20 protein-coding genes and 1 pseudogene are annotated in these 26313 nt (G+C 45.9%); 17 read left to right on the forward strand and 4 right to left on the reverse strand.

What is annotated here, in order from left to right; all coding sequences use genetic code 11:
• The first annotated feature begins 61 nt into the window (after positions 1–61).
• The 17 genes and pseudogenes from CVD19_RS03250 to CVD19_RS03330 all read left to right on the forward strand — a co-directional run bounded on the left by CVD19_RS03250 (position 62) and on the right by CVD19_RS03330 (position 22969).
• Positions 62–331 carry a hypothetical protein gene (locus tag CVD19_RS03250; protein ID WP_180953489.1) on the forward strand — a complete coding sequence of 90 codons (270 nt, stop codon included), beginning with the start codon at positions 62–64 and terminating at the stop codon, positions 329–331.
• Positions 332–366: 35 nt separating this feature from the next.
• Positions 367–942, forward strand: a complete 576-nt coding sequence (locus CVD19_RS03255; RefSeq protein WP_101580443.1) for a helix-turn-helix domain-containing protein — start codon at positions 367–369, stop codon at positions 940–942.
• 212 nt (positions 943–1154) lie between these two features.
• Positions 1155–2135 (forward strand): BMP family lipoprotein, encoded by a 981-nt coding sequence (locus CVD19_RS03260; RefSeq protein WP_101580444.1) that lies wholly within the window; start codon positions 1155–1157, stop codon positions 2133–2135.
• A 579-nt stretch (positions 2136–2714) separates the two neighbouring features.
• Positions 2715–2864 (forward strand): annotated as a pseudogene (locus tag CVD19_RS25800) (HAMP domain-containing protein); the annotation flags it as partial.
• Between the two features lie 93 nt (positions 2865–2957).
• Complete coding sequence (locus CVD19_RS25805; RefSeq protein WP_374702861.1) at positions 2958–3806, forward strand: methyl-accepting chemotaxis protein; 849 nt, start codon at positions 2958–2960, stop codon at positions 3804–3806.
• 322 nt (positions 3807–4128) lie between these two features.
• Positions 4129–4590, forward strand: a complete 462-nt coding sequence (locus CVD19_RS03270) for a MarR family winged helix-turn-helix transcriptional regulator (RefSeq protein ID WP_101580446.1) — start codon at positions 4129–4131, stop codon at positions 4588–4590.
• Between the two features lie 2 nt (positions 4591–4592).
• On the forward strand, positions 4593–7721 hold the full coding sequence (locus tag CVD19_RS03275; RefSeq protein WP_101580447.1) for an MMPL family transporter: 3129 nt from the start codon (positions 4593–4595) through the stop codon (positions 7719–7721).
• A gap of 384 nt (positions 7722–8105) precedes the next feature.
• Positions 8106–9965, forward strand: coding sequence for a GAF domain-containing sensor histidine kinase (locus CVD19_RS03285; protein WP_101580449.1), 1860 nt, complete (start codon positions 8106–8108; stop codon positions 9963–9965).
• A complete protein-coding gene (locus CVD19_RS03290) occupies positions 9940–10587 on the forward strand; it encodes a response regulator (protein WP_101580450.1) in 648 nt (215 codons plus the stop codon). Before CVD19_RS03285 ends, CVD19_RS03290 begins: the two co-directional genes overlap by 26 nt.
• 176 nt (positions 10588–10763) lie before the next feature.
• Complete coding sequence (locus CVD19_RS03295; RefSeq protein ID WP_101580451.1) at positions 10764–12203, forward strand: S8 family serine peptidase; 1440 nt, start codon at positions 10764–10766, stop codon at positions 12201–12203.
• 561 nt (positions 12204–12764) lie between these two features.
• Positions 12765–15236 carry a S8 family serine peptidase gene (locus tag CVD19_RS03300; RefSeq protein ID WP_101580452.1) on the forward strand — a complete coding sequence of 824 codons (2472 nt, stop codon included), beginning with the start codon at positions 12765–12767 and terminating at the stop codon, positions 15234–15236.
• A gap of 129 nt (positions 15237–15365) precedes the next feature.
• Positions 15366–15596: a CsbA family protein gene (locus CVD19_RS03305; RefSeq protein WP_101580453.1), complete on the forward strand. Its 231-nt coding sequence runs from the start codon at positions 15366–15368 to the stop codon at positions 15594–15596.
• 490 nt (positions 15597–16086) lie between these two features.
• Positions 16087–18066: an excinuclease ABC subunit UvrB gene (gene uvrB, locus CVD19_RS03310; protein WP_101580454.1), complete on the forward strand. Its 1980-nt coding sequence runs from the start codon at positions 16087–16089 to the stop codon at positions 18064–18066.
• 7 nt (positions 18067–18073) lie between these two features.
• Positions 18074–20953, forward strand: a complete 2880-nt coding sequence (gene uvrA, locus CVD19_RS03315; protein WP_101580455.1) for an excinuclease ABC subunit UvrA — start codon at positions 18074–18076, stop codon at positions 20951–20953.
• 290 nt (positions 20954–21243) lie between these two features.
• Positions 21244–22404, forward strand: a complete 1161-nt coding sequence (locus CVD19_RS03320; RefSeq protein WP_101580456.1) for a DUF4097 family beta strand repeat-containing protein — start codon at positions 21244–21246, stop codon at positions 22402–22404.
• An 11-nt stretch (positions 22405–22415) separates the two neighbouring features.
• Entirely contained in the window at positions 22416–22616 is a 201-nt protein-coding gene (locus CVD19_RS03325; protein ID WP_101580457.1) for a PspC domain-containing protein, read from the forward strand.
• The gene (locus CVD19_RS03330; RefSeq protein ID WP_101580458.1) at positions 22613–22969 is read left to right on the forward strand and encodes a phage holin family protein; all 357 of its coding nucleotides are present in this window, start codon (positions 22613–22615) and stop codon (positions 22967–22969) included. The genes CVD19_RS03325 and CVD19_RS03330 overlap by 4 nt, the downstream gene beginning before the upstream one ends.
• Before the next feature lie 220 nt (positions 22970–23189).
• Here the strand turns inward: CVD19_RS03330 and CVD19_RS03335 are convergent, their stop codons facing one another.
• The 4 genes from CVD19_RS03335 to nagA form a co-directional block, all read right to left on the reverse strand.
• Positions 23190–23879: an N-acetylmuramoyl-L-alanine amidase gene (locus tag CVD19_RS03335; RefSeq protein WP_101580459.1), complete on the reverse strand. Its 690-nt coding sequence runs from the start codon at positions 23877–23879 to the stop codon at positions 23190–23192.
• A gap of 113 nt (positions 23880–23992) precedes the next feature.
• Entirely contained in the window at positions 23993–24226 is a 234-nt protein-coding gene (locus tag CVD19_RS03340; RefSeq protein WP_257985011.1) for a DUF2164 domain-containing protein, read from the reverse strand.
• A 74-nt stretch (positions 24227–24300) separates the two neighbouring features.
• On the reverse strand, positions 24301–25035 hold the full coding sequence (nagB, locus tag CVD19_RS03345) for a glucosamine-6-phosphate deaminase (RefSeq protein ID WP_101580460.1): 735 nt from the start codon (positions 25033–25035) through the stop codon (positions 24301–24303).
• Complete coding sequence (nagA, locus tag CVD19_RS03350) at positions 25032–26222, reverse strand: N-acetylglucosamine-6-phosphate deacetylase (RefSeq protein WP_101580461.1); 1191 nt, start codon at positions 26220–26222, stop codon at positions 25032–25034. Before nagA ends, nagB begins: the two co-directional genes overlap by 4 nt.
• Positions 26223–26313 lie beyond the last annotated feature (91 nt).

Raw genomic sequence — 26313 nt, forward strand, 5'->3', positions numbered from 1 at the left:
GCAAATATCTCGTATCGGTGCCAATTCACCCATTATGTAACGGAAAGGGCGGTTGATCACTGTGGCATTTTTCTTTGGTACGGTTGACTTTTTTGAAAGAGAAATTCTCAACCATTCAGCTAAAAGCCCACTGGGAATTTCGACTGAAGACAAGATGTATAAAAAATATAAAACATTACAGAGAGAGCTGTTACACGATTTCGTATGCGATGAAAAAATCAGAAAAGATTGTTTGGTAAACCTTGATTTTGCATACAGAAATCTGGCCGGGCAGGATTATCTGTCCGGATTGAACGGTCCATCATTTCACAAGGGCAGCCAGTGTTCTTAAAGTTAAGGAGAGGGAAAGGAGTTATTTTAATTGCTATGCCAGACTTGCAAAAAGAATTACGTTTTATAGAGGAGAACTTGGGAGCAATTCCTTTAAAAACGATCGCTGACAAGCTGGGAAAACCGGTCAATACAATTGAAATGACGTTAAAGAGAAAAAAGGGATCAGCCAGTACAAAAATACACACTGGGATGCTAACAGCTGGTGAACTTGCAAAGATCCTGAAGGTGGACCGCAATACAGTTATGGGCTGGATTAGGAGACACGGTTTGGCTTCCGTCCAGCGAGTAACTCATACTTCAAAAAGGTTTACCTTTATTGATATAGAGCTATTTTGGAGTTGGGCGGCTGACAATAAAGATAAAATTGATTTTTCGAAACTATCTCCACATGTACTTCCGCCACAACCGAAGTGGGTTGAATTCGAGAGGAAAACAAGCAAAACTATAACTAAATACAAGGCTTGGACTGTCCAGGAAGAAAAACGATTATTAAAGTTAGTCAGCACAGGAATGAACTTCGAGGAGATAGCTGCGATAATGGATAGAACACCGCATTCCATAGAAAAAAAGCACAGCAGGATAAAGGCAGCTCTCCCGAGAATAAAATAAGGGCAGCTAACATGCTCCACATAATGGACGCTGGCTACTTGCCATGCGTTTATTTTTTTGGGAAACCGGATTGCAAAATGACAGTCACACTGAAAATTTGTTAAATTCATAACAAATACAAAATTAAAACTTCTTTTTTGTGTTTAACCTTTTTACATAATGGCCGTTATAAAGTTTATGACAAAATATTCTTTGAATAGGAATGATCTTCTTTGAAAAAGGCACTGGTTTTATTGTTTTCATTTTCCTTGTTTATTGCAGTTTCTGGATGTTCTAAACAATCCCAGGAATCTGATACCAAAAGCAGGATAAAAATAGGCATCATGCTATCTGATGCTGGCTTGGGCGACCAATCCTTCTCGGATGCAGGCTTCGCCGGTCTTGAAAAAGCACGGGATGAAATGGGCGTCTCCTTTGACTATAAGGAAATTGCGGACACAAAAACATATGAAAAAGGCTTAGAAGAGCTGGTAAAGCAAGGCAATGACCTAGTTATCGGACTCGGATTCTCAATGCAGGAGGCCGTCAATAAAATCGCAAAAAAGTATCCGAAAACTTCTTTTTTGCTAATTGACTCAGAATCTGACCTGACAAATGTACATTCCGTTACATTTAAGGAGGAAGAAGGTTCCTACTTAATCGGGGCGATCGCTGGCATGAAAACAAGCAGCAATGTCGTTGGGTTTGTCGGCGGATTGGATGTTCCCCTCATCCGAAAATTTGAGAAAGGCTTTGTTGAGGGTGTCAAAGCTGTGAACCCCGACGCAAGGATCCTTTCACGCTTTGCAGGAAGCTTTGGCGACGACAAGCTTGGCGGGCAGATTGCGGCAGAGATGATCCAGCAACAGGCTGATTATATTTACCCTGCTGCCGGATTTACCGGAGTGGGTGTTTTGAATGAAGCCCAGAAATCAGGGGTTTATTCTTTTGGTGTGGACAGCGACCAATTTTATCTGGCAGAAAAGGCTGTGATCACGTCAATGCTGAAGCGTGTCGATGTCGCCATCTACAACGTGGTAAAGGAAATGGTTGAAGCGGGAAAACTATCGGAAAAACAAATGAAACTTGGTATCAAGGAAAGTGGCATTGATATTGCTCCTATAAGGGTCATTACGCTTTCGCCAGAAGAAAAAAAGCAATTGGACGTTTTTAGGGAAAATCTATCAGAAGGTAAAGTCCAGCTACTGCCGTAGCAAAGGAAAGGAGCTTACAGCATGAAACTAAAACAAAAAATTTTAATGATTTCCCTGATTCCTTTGCTTTTATCAGTCAGCCTGATTGGATATGCCGTTTTACAGATGAAATCTTTAAAATCATCCACTACTGTTATTGTACAGATGTTAGTGAATGTCGAGGAATTAAATAGTTCTGCCAAAAGCCTGCAAAAATCCCTTAATGCCTACTCATTAAATGCTAGTGCGGCTAATGCTAATGAGGTTAAGCAGGATTTACAATTCACCGGCTCTATATCTGGCAAATTAGAAAAGAAACTGTCCAGTGAAACACAAATAAAGACCATAAAGAAAATTATATTGAAATACAATCAGCTGTCCACCGCTTCATCAGAGGCCATAAAGGAAGCAAACCAGGCTGAAGCAAAACGCCAGTCTTTGCGGACAAAAGGGATGGCCAATGATGTAATTGAATTAAAAAGAATGATCAGTGACGAATACAACAGCATGCAGCTGCGGCTCCAAAACCATATCAATTGGATTGTATCCTTTTCAATCATCGCGGCGCTCATTTTAGTCGGAGCCTCTGTAGTTACCTCCATGATTTTCACAGAGCGTATTGTGAGGCCGATCAGGCTGATCACTAACCACGCCGGGCAAATTGCCGCCGGAAACCTGGCGGTGAGTAATGTAACAGTTACTAGTAAAGATGAAATCTCTGTTTTGAACCAGTCATTTCAGGAAATGGTGCGGAATTTACGGCGCCTCATAGAACAAGTCAGCAACAGTTCGAGCCAGGTAGCAGCTTCTGCAGAGGAGCTGATGGCAAGTGCTGAAGAAACAATGAAAGGTACAGAACAGATTACAACGTCCATCCAACAGGTTTCGGCTGGTGCTGAGCAGCAGACTGTGAAATCAGGTGAGTCGGCGCGGGCAGCCGAGGAAAGCACCATGGGGGTCAAAAAAATTGCGGAAAATGCAGCTTCGGTTTTAGAACTTTCTAGATCCGCCAATGACAAAACACAAGAAGGCTCTGAATATGTTAAAGAAACACTGCATCAAATGGACTTGATTCACGCCTCTGTAGAAGAAAGTGATGCGGCACTGAATGAATTAAATAAACGTTCCAAAGAAATTGGGGACATCCTCAACTTAATAACTGGTATCGCAAATCAAACGAATCTCCTTGCTTTAAACGCTGCAATTGAAGCTTCAAGAGCTGGTGAAGCAGGCAAGGGATTTGCTGTTGTTGCGGATGAAGTCCGTAAACTGGCAGAGCAGACAAGGGATTTTGTGGCACATATTGCAGAAATCACTACAGAAATGCAGCAGGACACCGGGAAAAGTGTAGAGTCAATGCAATTCGTTAAAGAAAAAGTGGCTGGCGGCCTGGCCATAGCGAGCAGGACTGAGGAAACGTTTCATGATATCCTAGATTCTGTCGAGAATGTGGGAGAGCAAATGCAAAGCATTACTGCTATATCCAGCGAAATCACTAACGAAGTATCACTCGTTTCAAAGCGGGTGATTGAAATGTCCGATGTTGCGGGCAGCACTTCCTTGGTCGCCGCCGGAGTCGCATCAGCATCCGAGCAGCAGCTGGCATCAATGGAGGAAGTAAACGCAGCCGCGGCTTCGTTGGCCAACCTGGCAGAGGAGCTGCAAAACACTATTTCGAAGTTTCACTTATAGGGATTGGGATAACGTATCAACTATTTATAGTGGTGTTAGCTTGTAGATAAGGTCTTTTTCAGACTCGTCTGCAAGCTTTTTTTATAAAAGCAGGTCTTTGATAATTAAATTATATTAATGTAGGATTTTTGTATGCTGAACAAATTTAATATGGTAAAAGAGCGATTCTTCAATTTGAAGTAACGCTCTTTTTTAATTTAACAAGAAATTCTTGACAATTAACTCTGATTAATGTTAAATACATTAATAGTTAAATAGTTGAACAGTTTCTTTATTGAATAGTTTGTCTAAAGAACAACATTGAAGAGGTGGATGCACTGTTATGTCAGAAAAGAATATACAAGACCTGGTGGATAGGTATATAGCTGTTTCGTTCTCGGTCACAAAAAAAGGGGAGTCACTGATTAAAGAGCAAATTGGCAGTGACCTGACCAGCGACCAGCATTACACATTAAGGTATATCAACCGGGTCGGCTCATGTACATCTTCGGAATTGGCAGAGGAATTTGAAGTGAAGAAAAGCGCGATTACGGCAATCATCAACCGTATGTGGGAAAAGGGGTTGATTAAGCGTACCCGGGATGAAAATGACCGAAGGGTGGTTTATTTGACATTAACGGATAAAGGGGCCGAACTGTATAAAAAAACGGAGGAACGAATTCACAAGCTTGTCGGTTCATTCATTTCAAAATTTGATGCATCTGAAATCAAGCAATTCATTGATACGTATGAAAAGCTCAACAAAGTATTAATTGAAATCAAAGATAAACAGCTGGAGGTATAACAGTGAATTTCATCATCAAGAGAAAGTGGTTTGTCATCGTTGTCTGGATTGCGGTTGTCGCCGGGTTATTCATGGCAGCTCCGAACATGGCGGAACTCGTCCGTGAAAAAGGCCAGATTAATGTGCCTGAAGGCTATTCATCGACCTTGGCCGACGAGATTATGGAAGACGTGCAGAAACAGGAAGGCGGCGGTGATGAATCACAGGTAGCCCTTGTGTTCCACGAAGATAAAAAGCTCACTGCATCACATATTGAGGAAGCCGAAAAAGCAATCCGAAAGCTGGAGGAAAAGAAAGAAAGCCTCGGAATTACAGAAATCCTTACCCATTTTAATGATGAAGCCTTAAGGGACCAGCTTGTCTCTGATAACGGAAAATCGATTCTGGCGTCCGTCACCATCAACTGGAACGGCCGGGAGCCAGGCGACGTAAGCAAAGCTTTATATGATGCGATTGAAGACGTCAACGTTGATCATTACTACACAAGTAATTGGATGATCAATGAAGATTTGGTCACAAGCTCCCAGGAAGGGCTGAAAAAAACAGAGGGCATAACTGTTGTCTTCATTTTGATCGTTCTGCTGCTGGTGTTCAGGTCAGTTGTTGCCCCCATCATCCCATTGTTGACAGTAGGCTTTACCTACCTGGCATCGCAATCAATCGTCGCTATGCTGGTGGATAAATTCGACTTCCCGATCTCAACATATACGCAAATTTTCCTTGTTGCCGTATTATTTGGGATTGGCACGGACTATTGCATTTTACTGCTCAGCAGGTTTAAAGAGGAGCTGTTCGAAAGAGAGAGTGTGGCAGAAGCCATCGTGGAAACGTACCGGAATGCCGGGCGCACTGTATTTTTCAGCGGTGTCGCTGTCATGATTGGCTTTGCAGCGATAGGATTCTCGCAGTTCATCCTCTACCAGTCTGCAGCGGCAGTTGCCGTAGGGGTTGCCGTTCTGCTCGTTGCGCTGTTCACAATTGTGCCATTCTTTATGGCAGCTATGGGCAATAAATTATTCTGGCCATCCAAAAGTTCTGCTGAACATGGTGAAAGCAAGCTGTGGGGGACAGTCGGCAAATTCTCACTGGCACGCCCATTCCTTGCTTTGCTCATTGTCGCAGCCGTCTGTGTGCCGTTTTTGGCGAATTATGACGGTGATTTATCCTACAACTCGTTAGAGGAAATCGGTGGGGATGTCCCTTCCATCAAGGCCTTCAATGCGATTGCCGATGGCTTTGGCCCTGGTGAAGCGATGCCGACACAGGTGGTGCTGAAAAACGATGACAGGCTTGATACGGCTGAATATATCGAAATAGCAGAGGGAATCAGCCAGGAGCTTGACAAGATAGATTCAGTAGAAACTGTCCGCTCTGTGACGCGGCCTACAGGGGAACCGATAGAGGAACTGTTTGTGGCTAAACAGGCGGAAAGCCTGGAGGAAGGACTTGGACAGGGAAAAGACGGTATTGATCAAATCAGTGCCGGACTCGAGGAAGCCGGGAGTGAACTGGCCAAGTCAGAGCCAGAGCTTGCCAGTGCCCAAAAAGGAATCAATGAGTTGATTGCCGGCACAAATGGAATCCAATCAGGCTTAGGTGAAATTCAGGAAAATCTGAAGAAAATTGAGGATGGAATCCGCCAAGGATCGGCAGGGTCGGACCAATTGAAAGCAGGATTGGGAGAAGCGAAAGCTGGAGCGGTAGAATTACAGGCAGCATATAGGGAAATCCTTGATGGATACAAATTCATGCAAGGAAAACTGGCCGAGCTGGATAAAGGTTACCAACAGGTTGGAGGTGGCTTGGGGCAGTTATCGGGGGCAATTGCCCAAATACAGAATGATCACTTCCTTTATTTAGAAGGGAAATATGCTGGCCTCGCGAATGAGCAGGCTTACCAAGGCATTAAAGGTACTGTCCAATCGTTGCAGCAGGAATTGCCTAAATTGTCAGTAGCGGTAAATGAACTGAACACAGGCCTTGCCGAAATCAGCGGGGGAATGGCCCAGGCAAATGCCGGCTTTGAAACGGCGATGGGCGGCCAGGGTGAATTGGCCGCAGGACTTGAGCAGCTTATCGACGGCATCGAAGCCCAGCAAGCCGGTTTGGAACAGCTTGCTGATGGCCAGGGGCAAATTGTAAACAATGTCCCACGACTGGAGGATGGACTTGCCGGTATCAATGGCGGCCAGCAGCAGTTGCTTACAGGATTCGGTCAACTGGGCGGGCAGTTGAATCAATTGACCGGCGGTCTGAACGAGAGTGCGAAAGGATTGGGCCAAGTATCTGACGGGATTGGAGCTGCCCAGGACTATTTATCCGGACTTTCTGGAACAAAATCTGCCGGTGGCTTCTATCTGCCTGAAGATGTATTGGAAAGCAAAGACTTTGAACAGGCGCTTGACGTGTATATGTCCGATGACCGCAAAACGATGACAATGGATGTCATATTTAATGAGAATCCATATTCCAATGAAGCAATCGGCCAGGTCGACGAAATCAAGGAGGCTGTTGAACGGGCGACCAAGGACACAAAGCTTGAGAACGCTACTGTAGCCGTTGGCGGGATTACAAGTGTCAACGCCGATCTGGACACGATGTCAGGGCAGGATTATTCCCGCACAGTGATCCTGATGCTTGCAGGGATCTCAATCATTCTCGTTTTCTTGTTCCGCTCTATCATTATGCCAATCTATCTGATTGGGTCATTGATTTTGACTTATTACACATCAATGGCAATAAATGAGGTCATTTTCATTGATATCCTCGGTTATTCCGGCATTAGCTGGGCAGTCCCATTCTTTGCGTTTGTCATACTGGTCGCGCTTGGTGTTGACTACAGCATTTTCCTCATGGACCGGTTCAATGAATTTAAAGATCTGTCTGTAGCTGATGCCATGCTGCTCGCGATGAAAAAGATGGGCACAGTCATCATTTCGGCCGTCGTTATCCTTGGAGGGACATTTGCGGCAATGATGCCGTCCGGAATGCTGTCATTGCTGCAGATTGCCTCAATCATTTTGGTCGGCTTGCTGCTGTACGCCTTTATCATGCTCCCACTGTTTGTGCCGGTCATGGTCAAGAATTTCGGCCAGGCAAATTGGTGGCCATTTAAACGGGAAGAGGCCTAGACCATATTAATGCTTGAGATCGCCGGACATTTCGCTGCCAATAGAACTTTAGTACTACAATAATACCCCTTACGGTGAATAGAAATTGTGGCACGCTTCTGTAATAATGAAATTAAACTAAACCTTGAAAAAGGTTTGGCCCAGCATTGGTTAGTGGCTTGCCATTCGACCAGTGTCTGGGTTTTTTTATTTGGAAAAGGGTTGAAGGAATAGTGTGTTAGTACTTTTGTAAATGAATACGGTCCGCTCCCCCTTGCTTCCGGTGTTCCTGCCAGGCCACATGCCATTTTATTGAAAGGATTGGCGGTTTGTTTTATTTGTTTTTTTAATGAATAACCGATAAAATCAAATAACAGAAAATTCAATAAAAGGGGGTTCCAGCCGTTGGATCATACATTATTTTTGAAAAGAGAAAGGTATTCCAGGCTTTTTCTTTCACTTATTACTCTGCTTGGCTGGAGCGTTATATTATTTTCATTTATGGGTTTTCAAAAAGTAGCCGATCCGGTTGTATTAGCGCTTCTAATTGCGTTCTTGTTTATCAGTGAATACTACCCGATACCTGTTTGGAGAGGGTTTACAACCATTACCTTTCCGCTTGTGTTTATAATTTACCTTTTACACGGACTCGCCTGGACGGCGCTTGTATATGGAGGGGTAGTCCTTTTCGTCAACGTGCTACAGCGCCGGGCGTTGAGGATTATCCTGTTCAATCCCGCACAGCTGGTATTAAGCTTTTATACAGCTACCCTTATCAAAAACCTTTTGCACCCATTCATAACTGCATTGACGGAAAATGTGGTCGTTCAAGGAATCACCGAGTATGTTCTGGTCCTTGGCTTCTTTTTTATCATTAATAACGGAATCGTTGACCTGGTACTCATGATCCGGCCGCAGCCGTATTCTTTAAAAATGTGGAAGCAGAAGACAATGACCGAGCTCAACAATGCCGGTGTTTCTCTCGTGTACGGAATGCTCCTTTATTTGCTTGGAAGCCAAAACCGCGGGCAAATTGATGTGTTTTCCTACTTTTTCTTCTTTTCGCCTCTGGTCGGATTGGCGCTGTTGAGTTCATCGATCGCCCGATTGCAAAAAGAAAAGAAACGGCTCAAGCTGCTTTTTTCGATTACAACAGAATTAAACCAGATGCTGCCTGATGAGGAGTGGCTTTCCACGATCAAAAAGAGCTTTAATGAGTTCATCAATGTCGAGGCAAGCATATTATGGATAAAAGAGGATGGCGTATGGCTGCGTCGCTTTGATGATGGCCAGACCAAAAAAGAATGTGAATTGTCACCCGAAACATTTGAAAAATTTTCTGAAATAAAAATCCCGATCATTTATAATGACCGCAAAAAAGATTCAGGAATTGCTGCTTCGTGTTTTGATGAAGAGCTGAAATCTTTTATCTATTCTCCACTTGTTATTGAAAATGAAACCGTGGGCATGTTCATTGTCGCAAGGAGCAGGACAAAAAGCTTTGAGGATGATGATGTGCGTTCCATTGCCACACTGGCAAACCAGATGGCAGTCGTCATAAAGACAAGAATGCTGTTCTCTGAAAAAGAAAAACGGGTCATCCTTGAGGAGCGCAACCGGATTGCCAGGGACATCCATGATGGTGTGGCCCAGACTCTGGCAGGGGCGGTAATGAAGCTTGAAACAGCCGGGAAAAAATTCACAAAAAATCCCGACGAGACAATTAAGCTTGTTGATGAGAGCGTTGCGCGGCTTCGCCAAAGTTTGAAGGAGGTCCGGGAATCGATCTATGCTTTGCGTCCGTATCCAACTGAACGGGTTGGGCTGACAACCGCCATCTCCACCAAGATCGATTCGATTTCAAAGGAATACGGGCTGGACATTGAACTGGAAGTAAGGGGAGCCGGGTTCTCTTTTAGCCCGATGGTCGAGAAGGTTCTGTTCGATACATTCCAGGAGAGCCTGCAAAACATTATTAAGCACGCAAACGCAACGAAGGTGGATGTTCTGTTAAGCAACCAAACGGAGCATATTTTAATGAAAATAAAGGATGACGGAGAAGGGTTCTCGCTTTTCCAGGCAATGCTGAAAGCGCGGAACCAGCCGCATTTCGGGATTTTGCAAATGAACGATGCTGCTGACAAAATCAATGCCTCGCTGCAAATCGACAGCAAGGAAGGAGCAGGAACAGAAGTAACGATCACGGTGCCGAAAATGGGCCTTGAAGGGGGAAATATTGTTGATCAGACTCATGCTAGTGGATGACCATGCCGTCCTGAGGGACGGCTTGAAAAATATATTGGAAACAGAAGAAGATATCCATGTCGTTGGCGAAGCGGTTTCCGGGGAAGATGCCCTGTTGAAAGTCAAGCAGTGCCAGCCTGACATGATCCTGATGGATATCAATATGCCGGTGAAAAACGGTGTTGAAGTGACCGGTATTTTAAAGAAGCTTTACCCTGACATAAAAATCCTTGTCCTGACGATGCACAGCCATGAAGAATACTTCATGTCGGCGATCCGTGAAGGGGCGGACGGCTATTTATTAAAGGATGCACCGTCTGACCAGGTGGTCGCAGCGATAAGGGCTGTTGCCCGCGGCGAGTCTGTCATCCACCCTTCCATGACGAGGAAACTGCTTGCCTTTCACCAGCAAAAACAAACAGAGCAGGAGGATAGCACGCTGACCGATCGTGAAAAAGAAGTCCTTCTTTGCCTGGTCGAAGGCTTAACCAATAAAGAAATTGCCGGGCGTTTGTACATCAGTGATAAAACGGTCAAAATCCATGTAAGCAAAATTTTTAAAAAGCTGAATGTAAAAAGCAGGTCACAAGTTGTCATTTATGCGGTCCAGAACCAGCTTGTGCCAATTCCGCCGGGCTCCTGAAAAGGGGCCTGTTTTTATTTTTCCTGAAAAAGCGACTAATCCTCCCGAATCCAATCCTACTACTTAAGTAGTAAAAAAGTTAGTACTGTGGATACGTTATTTTACCCCTTATGCAGAATAGCTGTTCCGTGTAAAACGTGAGAGAATACAAGAAAACTGGAATAGGAGTTGAAACTATGAAGCTGAAAGCTGCATTATTGTCGTTTTTGCTTTTTACGGCCACCATTTTTACTGCAGTTTTGCCAGGTGCTTCAACAAAAGCAGTTGAGGCGAACAGGACGGTCATTGACTCCAGATTAACGAAGGAACTGCTCTCAGCTGCCGGGCCTGTTGAGGTTCTGATTACATTCAAACATGGAGAAGGGGTTTCTTCTCATGACCTCAACCTATTAAGATCGGCCGGTATCACTGCAGGGATTGGATTGAAGAGCCTGCCGATTGCCGGAGCGCTCGCAACCAAATCACAAATCGAAAAGCTGGCACAGAACGATGAAATCCTTTCAATCTACATAAATAAAAAGCTGCAATATGACAACGCGGCGGCCACAGACCTGACAGGTGTTGACAAGGTCCGCACCCATGACACAATGAGAAAAATGAACGGCGGCCTGCCTGTGTCAGGCAAGGGAATCGGCGTTGTCATTAATGACAGCGGCGTTGATGGAACCCACAAAGATCTGCAATATGGCAGCCATCTTGTCCAGAATGTCCTTGGTTCGACGAATCTTCATGCAATCGACACGCTGCTGCCGATCACATATGTTGAAGGTATTCCAAACACCGATAATAATTCCGGGCACGGAACTCATGTTGCCGGGATTGTCGGCGGAACAGGCGCCATGTCGGGCGGCAAATATGAAGGGGTGGCACCAGGCGCGAAATTAATTGGCTACGGATCAGGTGCCGGGCTTGCGATGCTTGATACACTTGGCGGGTTTGATTATGCACTCACCCACCAAAAAATGTACAACATCAGGGTCATTACGAATTCCTGGGGCGATACTAGTGATGCGGGAACAGACTTTGATCCGTTCAACCCGATCAACTTAGCCACCAAGAAGCTGTATGACCGCGGAATTGTCACTGTGTTCTCTGCCGGCAACTCCGGTCCGGAAGCCTCCACGATTTCAGGCAACTATAAAAAAGCTCCATGGATCGTCGCTGTGGCCGCAGGCGATAAATCTGGCAAACTTGCAGACTTTTCGTCACGCGGCGTGAAGGGCAAAGGCGGAACTGTATCGGTGGATGGAGAATCTTGGACTTGGGAAGACCGCCCGACTGTCACTTCCCCGGGCGTCGATATTATTTCAACACGCGTGCTGTCGCCAATCCCGCTGCTCGGTGCAACAGATGACGCCCAGTATATTGAACTAGGACATCTGCCTTACTATACAACGATGAGCGGTACGTCAATGGCCGCCCCTCACGTTGCCGGGATTATTGCACTAATGCTTGAAGCCAATCCGCTTCTATCACCCAAGGAGATAAAAGAAATCCTCCAAACGACTGCTACGCCAATGGCGGGGCATGAAGCGTGGGAAGTGGGCGCCGGCTATGTAAATGCGTATAAATCAGTAGATTTGGCATTCAAAAAACGTACAGCCCTGAAAAGGTAAAATAGATACTGGTGGAGCAGCTGATAAATATTAGCCATAAAGCGCGTCTTCCTAGTTAAAATTGAAATTTATCACCCACGATGTTCAACTGTTGATGTTTATTAGCCAGATTTTTAATTTATTAGCCACAATTCACATTTTATTAGCCTAAATGACTGCTTTATTAGCCGGGATGTTCAGCTTTTGTTTAGCTGCTAATACTTATTAGCCGGATTGATCGTCTTATTAGCTAGATTTTAAATTTATTAGCCACAATTCACATTTTATTAGCCTAAATGACTGCTTTATTAGCCAGAAGCACGAATGCGCAACTCAAAGTAACTGATCGGAGATTTACTCCATAAAATTTCAAAATTACTATCGTTTCCGCCATCGGCCTGGGAAAATCCCAGGCTGATTTTTTTCCATTAATACTACTTATATATAACTTTTGTACGATAAAAGAATACATCTTCCGACACTACATTTTATTACCTTTGTGGAATAGTAGTTTTTCCTTCTTTTTAACATAATTAAGTTAGGAACTTTTAAAATATTTTCCCGTGGAGAGGAGAATTTAAAGTGAAACGATTGGTCTATGCTTTATTCGCTTTGTTGCTGGTCTTTCCATCGTTTTTTAACCGGCAGGAGGCTGTCCAGGCCAACGCTGCTGGAGCAGTGGTCGACCCGCTAATAGAAAAGGCGCTGGGATCGTCCAGTTCCTTGCAGGTGATTGTAACGTTTAAAGGTGATGGGGCACCATCGGGTGACCAGCTGGGTATTTTGAAAGCACTTGGAATCGAGACAGGACTAACATTAAAATCATTGCCGATGGCTGGAGTGGTAGCGACAAAATCACAAATTGAAAAGCTCGCAGCAAACGAAAATGTCCGCTCCATATATTTAAACAAAAAATTAAGCTATTTTAATGCAGATGCGACTGCAATTACTGGTGTTGATAAACTTACTACTGACGAATCATTCCGGAAAGCAAACGGAGGATTTCCGGTTTCGGGTAAAGGCATCGGCGTGGTAGTAAACGATAGCGGGGTTGATGGAACCCATAAAGACCATGAATTTGGAAAGAATCTCGTTCAGAATGTAATGGGATCAACAAATCTTAGTGCCCTTGCCCCTGGACTGTTGCCCGTAACATATACAGAAAACGTCCCAAATACTGATACCAACTCCGGGCACGGCACCCATGTAGCCGGAACGGTTGGCGGCACAGGGGCTATGTCTTCCGGCAAATATGAAGGGGCTGCTCCAGGTGCGGATTTGATCGGTTATGGATCAGGCGCAGCGCTGTTCATCCTGGACGGACTTGGCGGCTTTGACTATGCAATCACCCATCAGCAGCAATACAATATCCGGGTGATCACCAATTCCTGGGGATCTTCAGGCGACTTTGACCCGAACGACCCGATCAATATCGCAAGCAAAAAAGCATACGACCGCGGCATTACGGTCCTTTTTGCAGCCGGAAATGAAGGCCCTGGCGAAAATACACACAATCCATACGCGAAAGCTCCATGGGTCATCTCAGTTGCAGCAGGAGTGAAAAACGGCACCCTTGCAGATTTCTCTTCGCGTGGAACTAAAGGGGCCGGCGGAAAGTTCACTATCGATGGCAAGGAATGGACATGGAAGGATGAACCAACCATCACTGCTCCTGGTGTGGATATTGTATCGACCCGTGTGCTCGCGCCGGTATCCAGCCTTGCTGCTGATCAGGATGCAACAACGCTCGAGCCAGGCCACCTGCCTTATTACACAATCATGAGCGGAACTTCGATGGCAACCCCGCACGTAGCGGGAATCGTGGCATTGATGCTTGAGGCAAATCCTGGGCTGTCACCTGAGGAAGTAAAGCAGATCCTCCAGCAGACGGCGACCAATATGCCTGGCTATGAGAGCTGGGAAGTCGGAGCCGGCTATGTAAATGCATATTCAGCAGTTGACAAGATTTTTAATGGTAAAAATTACGGGAAAACGGTAAACCAATTCCAAACCTTCAATAGTAAAGTCAATTCGACTACTGAAAGAACAGAGTTTTCGGTAGATTATAATCCAGTGACTCTTGCTTCTGCGAATCAATACGAATTCAACGTCGCATCAGGGCTGTCAAGCCTTGTCGCAAAAGTAGACGGACAGGGATTGTTTGGGCAAACCGGGAATCCAATCAATCTGGTACTGAGTGCTCCAGACGGAACGGAACACTCTTCAGGGGTCAACCTGCTGTTCCCGCTTTACTACGACCGCACAGTTTCAGTAACTTCACCGGCACCTGGAACATGGAAAGCAGAAATCAGGGGGCTTCGCGGAAATGAAGTCAATCCAGTCGGTGCAGCGTTGCCGGAAACGGTTAAAGGAACCCTGGCGTTTACAAAAGTGAGCGGCTTTACCGGCCTGAGCGACATCAATGGGCATCCGGCAGCAGATGCGATAAAGATTGGCGTGAATGAAAGGCTGTTTGATGGATATTCAAATGGAACTTTCAAACCGGATTATCTTTTGACAAGGGCAGAGCTGACGAGATACCTCGTAATGGGAGCGGAAATCCGCCAATCGCTTCCGAACACAGGACAAAGCTCGTTCAATGATGTAGCAAGCAGCGACCTGCCATTTGCCGAAGCAGTTGCCGCAAAAGGTGCAGCTTTCCGCGACCAGCAGCATGTTCAAAAAGGAGTGATTCTTCCAAAAGCAGCCGGCAAATTCGCACCTAAAGATGGCGTCACACGTGCTGAACTTGCTTACTCGCTGGTCCAGGCGCTTGGGTTGCAAAAAGAAGCCGAGAGCTTTACAGGTGAGCTCACAGTCCAGTACAAAGATGAGCGCATTGTTGTAGAAGACGCAGGCAGCATCCCGGCTAACCTGAAAGGCTACGTACAACTGGCGCTTGACCTGAGTATCCTGAATGCCAAGTTCGCGGTCGTGCAGGGGCCATATGACCTGAAACCGACTGTCAAGGCGACATTCAGCCCGACAGCAAAAGTGGCCCGCGGTGATTTTGCGGTCGCAATGACCAGATACTATAATGCTTTTCTAAAATAAATTTTTAGAAGCAGGCCGCTTTGTCGGCCTGCTTTTTGCAATAGTATTCTTGTATTAGGCAGCCAAAACGGATATTCTTGAAGTATCGAATATTGAAAGAGCAGATTTCAGATTCAATGAGGTGTAACAATGGTAATCAAGTACCTTTCCGCATTTCTGCTGCCCGGAATTTTGGTCGTATTTTTTACGAGAGTAGCCTACAACCATTTTTTAGGGCTCGGCCTTACCGTCGCACTGATAGCCGCGTCGGTTTATAAGGGCTATACCGACTCCTGGCTGCTGATCATAATAGACGCATTTTCCTTAACCGTTGGTTTTTATTTTGCCAATCAAATGATGCAGCGGAAACGGAAAAGCTGAGAGCGGACTCTATCAAATGTAATATGTAAAACTGCCGACAGGGATTCGGTGGTTTTTTTGCGTTATGATTGCCTTCACTCACGGATTAAAAGCAACTGTGGCACGTTGTTTTAGTAATGATTTCCAGCTGTATGGAAAATAATCATACTTACTAGGAAAATAAATGCAGTTACCGGGAAATCATCGAACATACCGGGAAAATAAATGGAGTTACCAGGAAATTGATATTTTATCTTAGAAAGTACCTTGAATTCATGAAACAGGGTACAAAATCTTTCTATTTACTGCACCTGCCCCCATTTTTATCCTGTATATCCAAAAAACGAATACCCGTTCGCATATTATTGGTTTATTAATGCCTGTTTGTGATAGAATGGTGATATGACTTTTTAGGTAAATCAGCGCGGCACCCGGGCCTCCACAACCTGAACACGCTGATTGATATATAGACGATGGATCGTGTGAATTTTTTATAACAGGGGGCTATTTTGTGAAAGATCAATTTGAGTTAGTGTCAAAATATTCTCCACAAGGTGACCAGCCCGAAGCGATTAAAAAGCTGGTCCAGGGAATAAAGGAAAATAAGCAGCATCAAACGCTGCTCGGCGCAACAGGAACGGGCAAAACTTTTACAATCTCGAATGTAATCAAAGAGGTCAATAAACCGACCCTTGTCATTGCCCATAATAAAACTCTTGCTGGACAGCTTTACAGCGAGTTTAAGGAATTCTTTCCGAACAACGCAGTAGAATATTTTGTCAGCTATTACGATTACTACCAGCCGGAAGCCTATGTCCCGCAGACAGATACTTTCATCGAGAAAGATGCGAGCATAAATGATGAAATCGATAAGCTCCGGCACTCGGCGACTTCTTCCTTATTTGAGCGGAAAGATGTCATTATCATAGCAAGCGTTTCCTGTATTTATGGCTTAGGTTCCCCGGAAGAATACCGGGAAATGGTGGTGAGCTTAAGAACCGGGATGGAAATTGAACGGAACCAGCTTCTTCATCGACTCGTTGATATCCAATATGAGCGGAACGATATTGACTTCAAGCGTGGGACATTCCGGGTCCGTGGTGATGTGGTAGAGATTTTCCCGGTGTCACGGGATGAACACTGCATGCGCATTGAATTTTTCGGGGACGAAATCGACAGGATCCGTGAAGTGGATGCCCTCACAGGCGAGATTATCGGTGAACGCGACCACGTTGCGATCTTCCCGGCTTCCCACTTCGTCACCCGTGAGGAAAAGATGCGGATTGCGATTGAAAATATCGAAAAGGAGCTGGAAGAAAGGCTGGCCGAACTACGCGCGGAAGAGAAACTGCTCGAAGCGCAACGCCTTGAACAGCGGACCCGTTATGACCTGGAAATGATGAGGGAAATGGGCTTTTGCTCCGGAATCGAAAACTATTCCCGCCATCTGACATTAAGGCCGGCCGGTTCTACACCATACACACTTCTAGATTACTTCCCGGATGACTTCCTCATCGTCATAGATGAGTCGCATGTTACGCTTCCACAAGTTCGGGGAATGTTCAATGGTGACCAGGCCCGGAAAAATGTACTGGTAGAACATGGTTTCCGTTTACCATCGGCTATGGACAACCGTCCGCTTACATTTGACGAATTTGAAAAGCATGTGCACAAGGCTATTTACGTGTCGGCGACACCGGGCCCGTATGAGCTTGAACATACACCGGAAATGGTTCAACAAATTATCCGCCCGACCGGATTGCTTGATCCGACAATCGATGTCCGTCCGATTGAAGGGCAGATTGACGATTTGATTGGAGAAATCCAAGAGCGCATTAAAAAGAATGAACGTGTGCTTGTCACGACGCTTACGAAAAAAATGTCCGAGGACTTGACGGACTATTTGAAGGAGATCGGAATTAAGGTCCAATACCTTCATTCGGAAGTGAAAACACTGGAGCGGATCGAGATCATCCGCGAACTGCGCCTCGGGAAATACGATGTGCTTGTCGGGATTAACCTTTTGAGGGAAGGCCTGGACATACCGGAAGTATCGCTTGTCGCGATTCTTGATGCTGATAAGGAAGGTTTCCTCCGTTCGGAGAGGTCGCTTATCCAGACAATCGGACGCGCAGCCAGAAACGCGAATGGCCATGTCATCATGTATGCCGACAAGATGACAAATTCTATGGAATTGGCGATTAGTGAAACAAAGCGCCGTCGGGCCATTCAGGAAGAGAACAATGAAAAGCACGGGATTACCCCGCAGACGATCCAGAAGGAAATCCGCGATGCCATCAGGGCAACGTATGCCGCCGAGGAACAGGAAGAGTACAAACCGGCAGAAGGAATGAAGAAACTCTCCAAGCAAGAAAGAGAAAAGGTAATTGCAAATATGGAAAAAGAAATGAAGGAAGCAGCCAAGGCATTGAATTTCGAACGGGCTGCCGAGCTTCGTGACCTTATACTTGAGTTAAAAGCGGAAGGATGACGAACTTATGGCGATGGAAAAACTGGTTGTTAAAGGCGCCAGAGCCCACAATTTAAAAAATATTGATGTCACCATTCCGAGAGATAAGCTGGTGGTGCTCACAGGGCTTTCCGGTTCAGGAAAGTCCTCGCTGGCTTTTGATACAATTTATGCCGAAGGGCAGCGCCGCTATGTGGAATCGTTGTCCGCATATGCACGCCAATTCCTCGGGCAAATGGACAAACCGGACGTCGACGCGATCGAAGGACTGTCGCCCGCCATCTCGATTGACCAGAAAACAACGAGCCGCAACCCGAGGTCAACCGTCGGAACAGTGACGGAAATTTACGACTATTTGCGCCTTTTGTTTGCAAGGGTGGGGCGGCCATTCTGCCCGATCCACAATATTGAAATCTCTTCACAAACAATTGAGCAAATGGTTGACAGGATTCTTGTATATCCAGAGAGGACGAAGCTGCAAATCCTTGCCCCAATCGTATCAGGCAGGAAAGGGACCCATGTCAAGGCGCTTGAGGACATTAAAAAGCAGGGCTATGTCCGTGTGCGCGTTGACGGAGAAATGCATGACCTTGGCGATGAGATTGAACTAGAGAAAAACAAGAAGCATTCCATTGAAGTAGTGATCGACAGGATCGTAGTCAAGGAAGGCATCAGCGCCCGCCTTGCTGATTCACTGGAATCAGCGTTGAAGCTGGCTGACGGCAGGGTCATCATTGAAGTAATAGGCGAGGAAGAGCTGATTTTCAGCGAGAACCACGCCTGCCCGGAGTGCGGTTTCTCGATCGGGGAACTGGAACCGCGGATGTTTTCCTTCAACAGCCCGTTCGGTGCCTGTCCTGATTGCGATGGCCTCGGAGCCAAGCTGGAGGTTGACGAGAGCCTTGTCATTCCTAATAAAGAGCTATCGTTAAGGAAGCATGCAATTGCTCCATGGGAACCAACTAGTTCCCAATACTACCCGCAGCTGCTTGAGGCGGTCTGCAACCATTATGGCATTGACCTTGACACTCCAGTCAAGGACCTGCCGGAACACCAGCTTGAAAAAATCCTGTACGGCTCGCAGAATGACCGGATTTACTTCCGTTACCAAAATGATTTTGGCCAGATAAGGGAGAGTTATATCCATTTTGAAGGGGTGCTCCGCAATGTGGAGCGCCGCTATAAGGAAACGAGCTCTGATTATATCCGTGAGCAAATGGAAAAATATATGGCTGAGCATCCATGCCCAACATGCAAAGGCTACAGGCTTAAGAAGGAAACTCTCGCTGTCCTGATCTCAGGCCGGCATATTGGTGAAGTCACCGCGCTTTCAATCGAAGAAGCGCAACAGTTTTTCACCAATCTTCAGCTTTCTGAAAAAGAGATGAAGATTGCCAATCTTATTTTCCGCGAAATCATTGAACGGCTAGGCTTCTTGAATAATGTTGGATTAGACTATCTGACCTTGAACAGGGCGGCCGGGACGCTTTCAGGGGGAGAGGCTCAGCGCATCAGGCTGGCCACCCAAATCGGATCCAGGCTGACAGGGGTGCTGTATATCCTCGATGAGCCATCGATCGGGCTCCACCAGCGGGATAATGACCGTTTGATCGATACTCTGAAGAATATGCGCGATATCGGCAATACATTGATTGTCGTTGAGCATGATGAAGACACGATGCTGGCAGCCGATTATTTAATCGATATCGGGCCTGGCGCAGGCGTGCACGGAGGGGAGGTCATCTCTGCCGGGACGCCTGAACAGGTCATGAATGATCCGGCATCTCTAACTGGGCAGTACCTTGCCGGGAAAAAATTCATCCCGCTTCCACTTGAACGCCGCAAAGCCGACGGGCGCTTCGTGGAAATCAAAGGCGCCAAGGAAAATAACCTCCGGAATGTGAATGTGAAGTTCCCGCTTGGAACTTTTATCGCGGTCACGGGCGTTTCGGGATCAGGAAAAAGTACGCTCATAAACGAAATCCTCCGTAAAACACTGGCCATGAGGCTTCACAATGCCAAGAGCAAGCCAGGTCAATTCAGGGAGATCAAAGGTATCGAACATCTCGAAAAAGTGATCGATATTGACCAGTCCCCAATTGGCCGGACACCAAGATCCAATCCAGCAACATATACGGGGGTATTTGACGATATCCGGGACGTATTTGCGTCCACCAATGAAGCGAAGGTAAGAGGCTATAAAAAAGGACGGTTCAGCTTTAACGTAAAAGGCGGGCGCTGTGAGGCGTGCCGCGGCGACGGAATCATCAAGATCGAAATGCATTTCCTGCCGGATGTATATGTTCCTTGTGAAGTGTGCCACGGAAAGCGTTATAACCGTGAAACGCTTGAAGTGAAATATAAAGGCAAGAACATTTCCGATATCCTCGATATGACCGTTGAGGACGCACTCGAATTTTTCAGTAACATTCCGAAAATCAGCAGGAAGCTGCAGACCATATTCGATGTGGGTCTTGGCTATATCACGCTCGGCCAGCCTGCCACAACCCTGTCCGGCGGAGAAGCGCAGCGTGTCAAGCTGGCGTCGGAGCTGCACCGCCGTTCAAATGGGCGGTCCCTGTATATTCTTGATGAACCGACAACCGGGCTTCATGTCGACGATATTTCCCGCCTTCTCGTTGTCCTGCAGCGGCTTGTCGAAAACGGGGATACCGTGCTCGTCATTGAACACAACCTTGATGTGATCAAAGCGGCTGACCATATCATCGACCTTGGCCCCGAGGGCGGTGACCGGGGCGGCACCATCATTGCATCCGGAACGCCTGAACAGGTGGCTGAGGTGCCAGGTTCATACACAGGCAAGTACCTGAAGCCAATTCTCGACCGCGACCGCTTAAGAATGAAACAGCATGTTGAAGAGAGAGAGAAAAGTGCGAGTAGCATCTAAAAAACAAAACCCGGCCGGCAAAAGAGCTTTTCCCGTAAAATGGGAAGGGCTCTTTATCGTTCATTTATTCAAGATGGATTGGTGCCATTGAAGGATCTAATGCCTTGAATTCATAATTTTGAAGGCTTAAATACTCCAGTAATACTGGCACGTTGATTTATGTTTTTCAAAAATAAGATGCACAATGAACAAATTAACTGAAACTTCTAGCATTTAGGAGCGTATAAAATGTTGGGCATAAAACGCAGTGATTCATGGATAAAAATATATAAAACGGGAGGCACTTAATAATGAAGGAAGAACGCAAACGGATTCTGAAAATGGTTGAGGACGGCAAGCTGTCGGTTGATGAAGCTTTAACTCTGCTTGAGGGGCTTGAAAAAGCAGGCAATAATATGGAACAACCGGCAGGTGGACAAAATATAGAATCCGCCTCAACTATAAAATTTGAGGAAGTGAAAAAAGAACCAGAGGCATCCGTGAAATTTGAAGAAGTGAAGAAAGAAGAATACGGATATGACAAATTTCAGGCAGTCAAAGACCGAGTGTTTGATTTTGTTGATACCGCGCTCAAAAAAGTAAAGGACTTGGACCTTGATTTTAATTTTGGCCAATCAGTTGCTATCAGACATATTTTTCAACAAAGAGAGGCAGATATAAACAAGATTGATATTGATTTGGCCAATGGGGCAGTACAAGTGATTCCCTGGGACGAGAACGAGGTCCGGATCCAATGCGATGCTATGGTATACCGGGTGGAGAACGAGGATGAAGCAAGAAGTAAATTTTTGCAGGAGGCAATTTTCTCCGTTGAGGGGCAAAAACTCCGGCTTGCGGTTCAGCAAAAATGGATGAAGGTGGAGACTATTGTTTCTATTCCCCGGGAACAATATGACAGTATAAAAATCCGGCTGTTTAATGGACCGATTCAAACTGGGCATTTAAATGTGAAGGATTTTAAAGCAAAGACAGCAAACGGAAAAATCAAGCTTGAAGGACTGAATACCGAAAAACTCGAAGCTGAAACTGGACATGGCGCAATTGATGTCAAAGGTAGCAAGGCAAGGGAAATTGAACTGGAAACCCTTCATGGCGCGATAAAAAGTGAAGGAGATTTTGCAATTGCCGACCTGCAGTCCGTCAATGGAAACATTACCTGCACTCTTCATAACCAGGATTGTGAAACAATTGAAGCAAAAACCGCAACTGGCAGCATTGAGCTCATTATTCCGGCCGCTGCGTCGGCAAGCGGGAATTTAAAATCAAATCTTGGTGGTTTTACAGTGGATCTCAAGGATATAACAGTAGTAGAGGAAAAAAATGAGATGGTGCAGAAAATGATGCGTTTTAAGCCGCTTGTCGAAAATCAAAAGCAGATCAGATTATATGCCGACACAAAGACAGGTTCGATTTATGTAAGAAATTCTGCCGGTGTCAGTTTAGAAAAATAGGAGTGTTTTGAATGAAGCTCAGCCGTTCCAGTACGAACAGAAAACTGGCAGGCGTATTGGGAGGAATTGCTGAATCAACTGGAATCAGCGCATCCCTGCTGCGGATTTTATTCGTGATTCTGTTGTTCACTACCGCCTTTTTTCCATTGGCGATCGTGTATTTCGTTCTCATGTTTGTCATGCCTAAAAAGAAGGACGGGTACTGGCAATGAGATGGTTGATTGGAATTGTCATCAACGCTGTGATTTTCATCGCGCTTGCCGGCTATTTTGAAGAGACTTTTTTCATAACCGGTTTTGGTGCTGCATTGGGAGCTAGTTTTATTTTGTCGGTTCTTAACATTCTGGTGAGGCCAATTTTGATTTTGTTTACGTTGCCGGTCACCATTCTATCTCTCGGGCTGTTTCTTTTTGTGATAAACGCGATAACAATCATGCTGACAGATACATTGATGGGCCACTCGTTTGAAGTGGATGGCTTTGGCATGGCCCTGTTGACTGCTGTGATTATGTCGATTGTCAACCTTGTTCTTCAGAAAACCATTTTTGAAAACTCCAAGGAGTAAAGGGAAAGCCGGCACATATCCAGTTCCAATGCAATCAAGAAACTTAAATGGAAAGGCATTCATCCCCTTATGCTGAAGAAAGGGATGAATGCCTTTTTTTCTATTCTTGGGATTTAGTACTTACACTTTTCCCTTCTCATTTTCATACAAATAAAAACACAGAACAAATCGTTCGGTAAAGACGGGCGATCCCGATTAAGATTGGCCCTGGGGAGAGGGATCATTCGAAATAAATAAACGGTTCGTATCCGTCTTTTCTCAAACGGTCAGCAAGGGCTTCAGCGTTATTTCGGTCTTTAAATGCTCCAACCTGGACTTTATATAGGCCAATTCCTGCCGGAGGGGGTGGAGGAGCTGGTTTTTTTGTCAGCCGATATTGCTCGGCTACAGCCCTGGTGATAGCATCTGCACACGTTTTCCTGTATGAATCAGAGCGAAGCAGTTTAATTTCCTCTGGATTCGTCATAAACCCACACTCTGCCAGCACGGCGGTCATTTTTGTCTCACGAAGCACGTGAAAATCAGCCGTTTTCACACCCCGGTCCTTTAGGCCAGTAGAGGCGACAAGGTTCCTCTGGATTTTTGCTGCAAGCTGTGCGGCCTCCGCAGGTCTAGTTGGGTAAATATATGTTTCTATACCGCCTGCATCATTCCATGTGTTTCCATATGCGTTGGCGTGAATCGAAACATAACAATCCACGTTTAATTGGTTGGCCTTATCTGTCCGCTCTTGTAGCGGGACTACCCTATCATCAGAATGGGCAAAGTACACCGTGACATTTTCATAGCCCTCAAGAAACTGTTTTGCGTAATTGGCAACCACCCGGTTGAATTCATATTCCTTCATTCCATCTGGGCTGCGCTTACCCGGCTCATTATACCCGTGTCCCGCATCTAGCATAATCTTCATATTACCACCTCGTTTCGTTAAAAGATGTTATTACATCTGTATAATATGAAGTAAAGCAAGAAAAGGACAGGGACTTGGCGAAAAATGGACATGAATGTGTTTGGTATCCAAAATTAGTATTTCTGCAAATCAAACAAGTCTTCCATCTTTTCAGACAGGTATTGGTAAGAATCCTGTACCCCCAGATTATAGAAGTGGGGCCCCAGCTTCTCTGTGATAAAATCAAGCAGCATCATCGCTCCGAGATCTCCCAATTCTTCTCCACGCTCCTCAAAGTAGTACTTCTGAATCAAACCAGCCATTTCATCTCTTGTTTCCTTGTTCAAAATAAATTTCTTCGCAGCCACTATTATTTTCTCCTCCCTAAAATGAATAAAGGGGCCTGACCCCCCAGCGCGTTAAAGCATTACCACGGTGGAGGTCAGGCCCCGTTAATGTATTTCAGTGCGGCTTCGTCGGCGAAAATGGTTACGTTGCCGTGATTTTTCAGTGCCGAAGCGGGGAATTGTTCATCCACTGGCCCGTTGATCAAGCGGGCCAGTGCGTCTGCTTTTGCCTCACCAGAGACTACCAAAAAAATTTCCTTGCTGTCCATGATCGTAGCAATGCCCATAGTAATGGCATGGGTTGGCACCTCTTCTATTGAAGCAAAAAACCTTGAGTTTGCTTTGCGGGTGCTGTCAGCCAACTCCACAATATGGGTTCGGCTTGAAAACGGGGTGCCGGGCTCATTAAAGCCAATGTGCCCGTTGTGGCCAAGCCCTAACAGCTGCAGATCAATTGCGCCGTGGTCCTTGATGAATTTCTCATATCGGTCGCACTCCGCATCAAGGTTTTCAACAGTTCCATCAGGAATGTATGTCTGGTCAAGAGGGATATCGATATGGTCGAACAGCTGTTGGCACATAAAAAAGTGGTAGCTGTTCGGATCCTTTTTGCCGATGCCGATATATTCATCAAGATTGAAGGTTTGGATCTGTTTATATGAGGTCCCATTCTGCTGATGGTCATTTATCAGTTCCCTGTACACTCCCTTTGGCGTGCTGCCTGTGGCAAGTCCCAATTTTAGGCCCGGATTGGATTTGATCCGCTTGATCATTTCCGCTGCTGCCATCCGGCTCATTTCCCCGTAGTCTGCTGTTCGGATGGTTTTCATAAGTTTGCACCCCTTTGTGAAAAGCTTTTAACCCCGCGGCAGAATGTCATCACTACTTGATGGTTTGCGTCAAGAATCACGACGTCCGCATCTTTTTCTGGAGCGATGCTGCCTTTCCGGTCAAATACGCCAAGCTCTTTGGCCGGGTTCACACTTGCAAGCTGTACGGCTTCCTGCAGCGAAATACCGGTGAAATGAACCATATTTTTAACCGAATCGTTCATTTTCAATATGCTGCCGGCCAGTGTCCCATCACTGAGCAGAGCCTTGCCATCTGCGACATTAACCTCCTGTCCGCCGAGATCATATATTCCGTTTTTCAGGCATTTTGCCCGCATTGCATCTGTTATCAGAATCATGCCGTCAACGCCCTTCGCATTCAGCGAAACATGAACCATTTCAGGCCGGACATGAACCCCGTCAGCAATAAGCTCTACCATCAATTCTTTAAACAAAAGTGCAGCCCCAGCCACACCCGGCTCCCGGTGGTGCATGCCCCTCATCCCATTATAAAGGTGGGTCACGTGGGTTGCTCCTGCATTGACTGCTTCAGAGACCTGTTCATAGGTAGCGTCAGAATGGCCGATAGAAGCAATTACGCCATGGTCGGCCAGATACCGCACAAGCTCAAGTCCGTGTTCCTGTTCGGGTGCCAGTGTTACCAGCTTGATCGTGTTCCCTGCTGCAGCTTGCCATTCTTTAAAAACTTCAATATCCGGCAGCAGGATATGGTCTTTCGGCTGGGCGCCTTTACGGATTTCATTGATGAAGGGCCCTTCGAGATGAACCCCGAGAATTTCCGCTTTTCCTGGTCCGTTGTGGCTCCGCTGATAGTCAGCGGCATTTTTGAGTGCCCGAGTGATCAGCCCTTTTTCCTGAGTGATCGTGGTGGCCAGAAAGCTGGTTGTCCCTTCTGCGGGCAAGACAGTTGCGATCGTTTCGAGTGCCTCAGGTGTACTGTCCATCGTATCAGCCCCGCCAGCTCCGTGAATATGGACATCGATGAAACCAGGAACGGCAACCTGTCCGGGTTCAAGCTCAATAACTTCCGTACCCTCGCTAAATTCCGGCCGGTCTTTGATCCCGCTGGCGGCGAAGATTAACCCGTTTTCAATATAGATAAATCCTTCATCTGTGATGCCCTGTTCCAGCATTATTTTTCCTTGGATTAATGTGCGGTGTTTCATTGCAGTCCCATCTCCAGTTCAAAAAATTAATACCTTTATTATAACGTTGCCCCCACGCCATTGTCATATGGTTCAATCCTTCTTTGGGTGA

Source organism: Bacillus sp. T33-2 (genome assembly GCF_002860205.1).
Classification (GTDB): domain Bacteria; phylum Bacillota; class Bacilli; order Bacillales; family Cytobacillaceae; genus T33-2.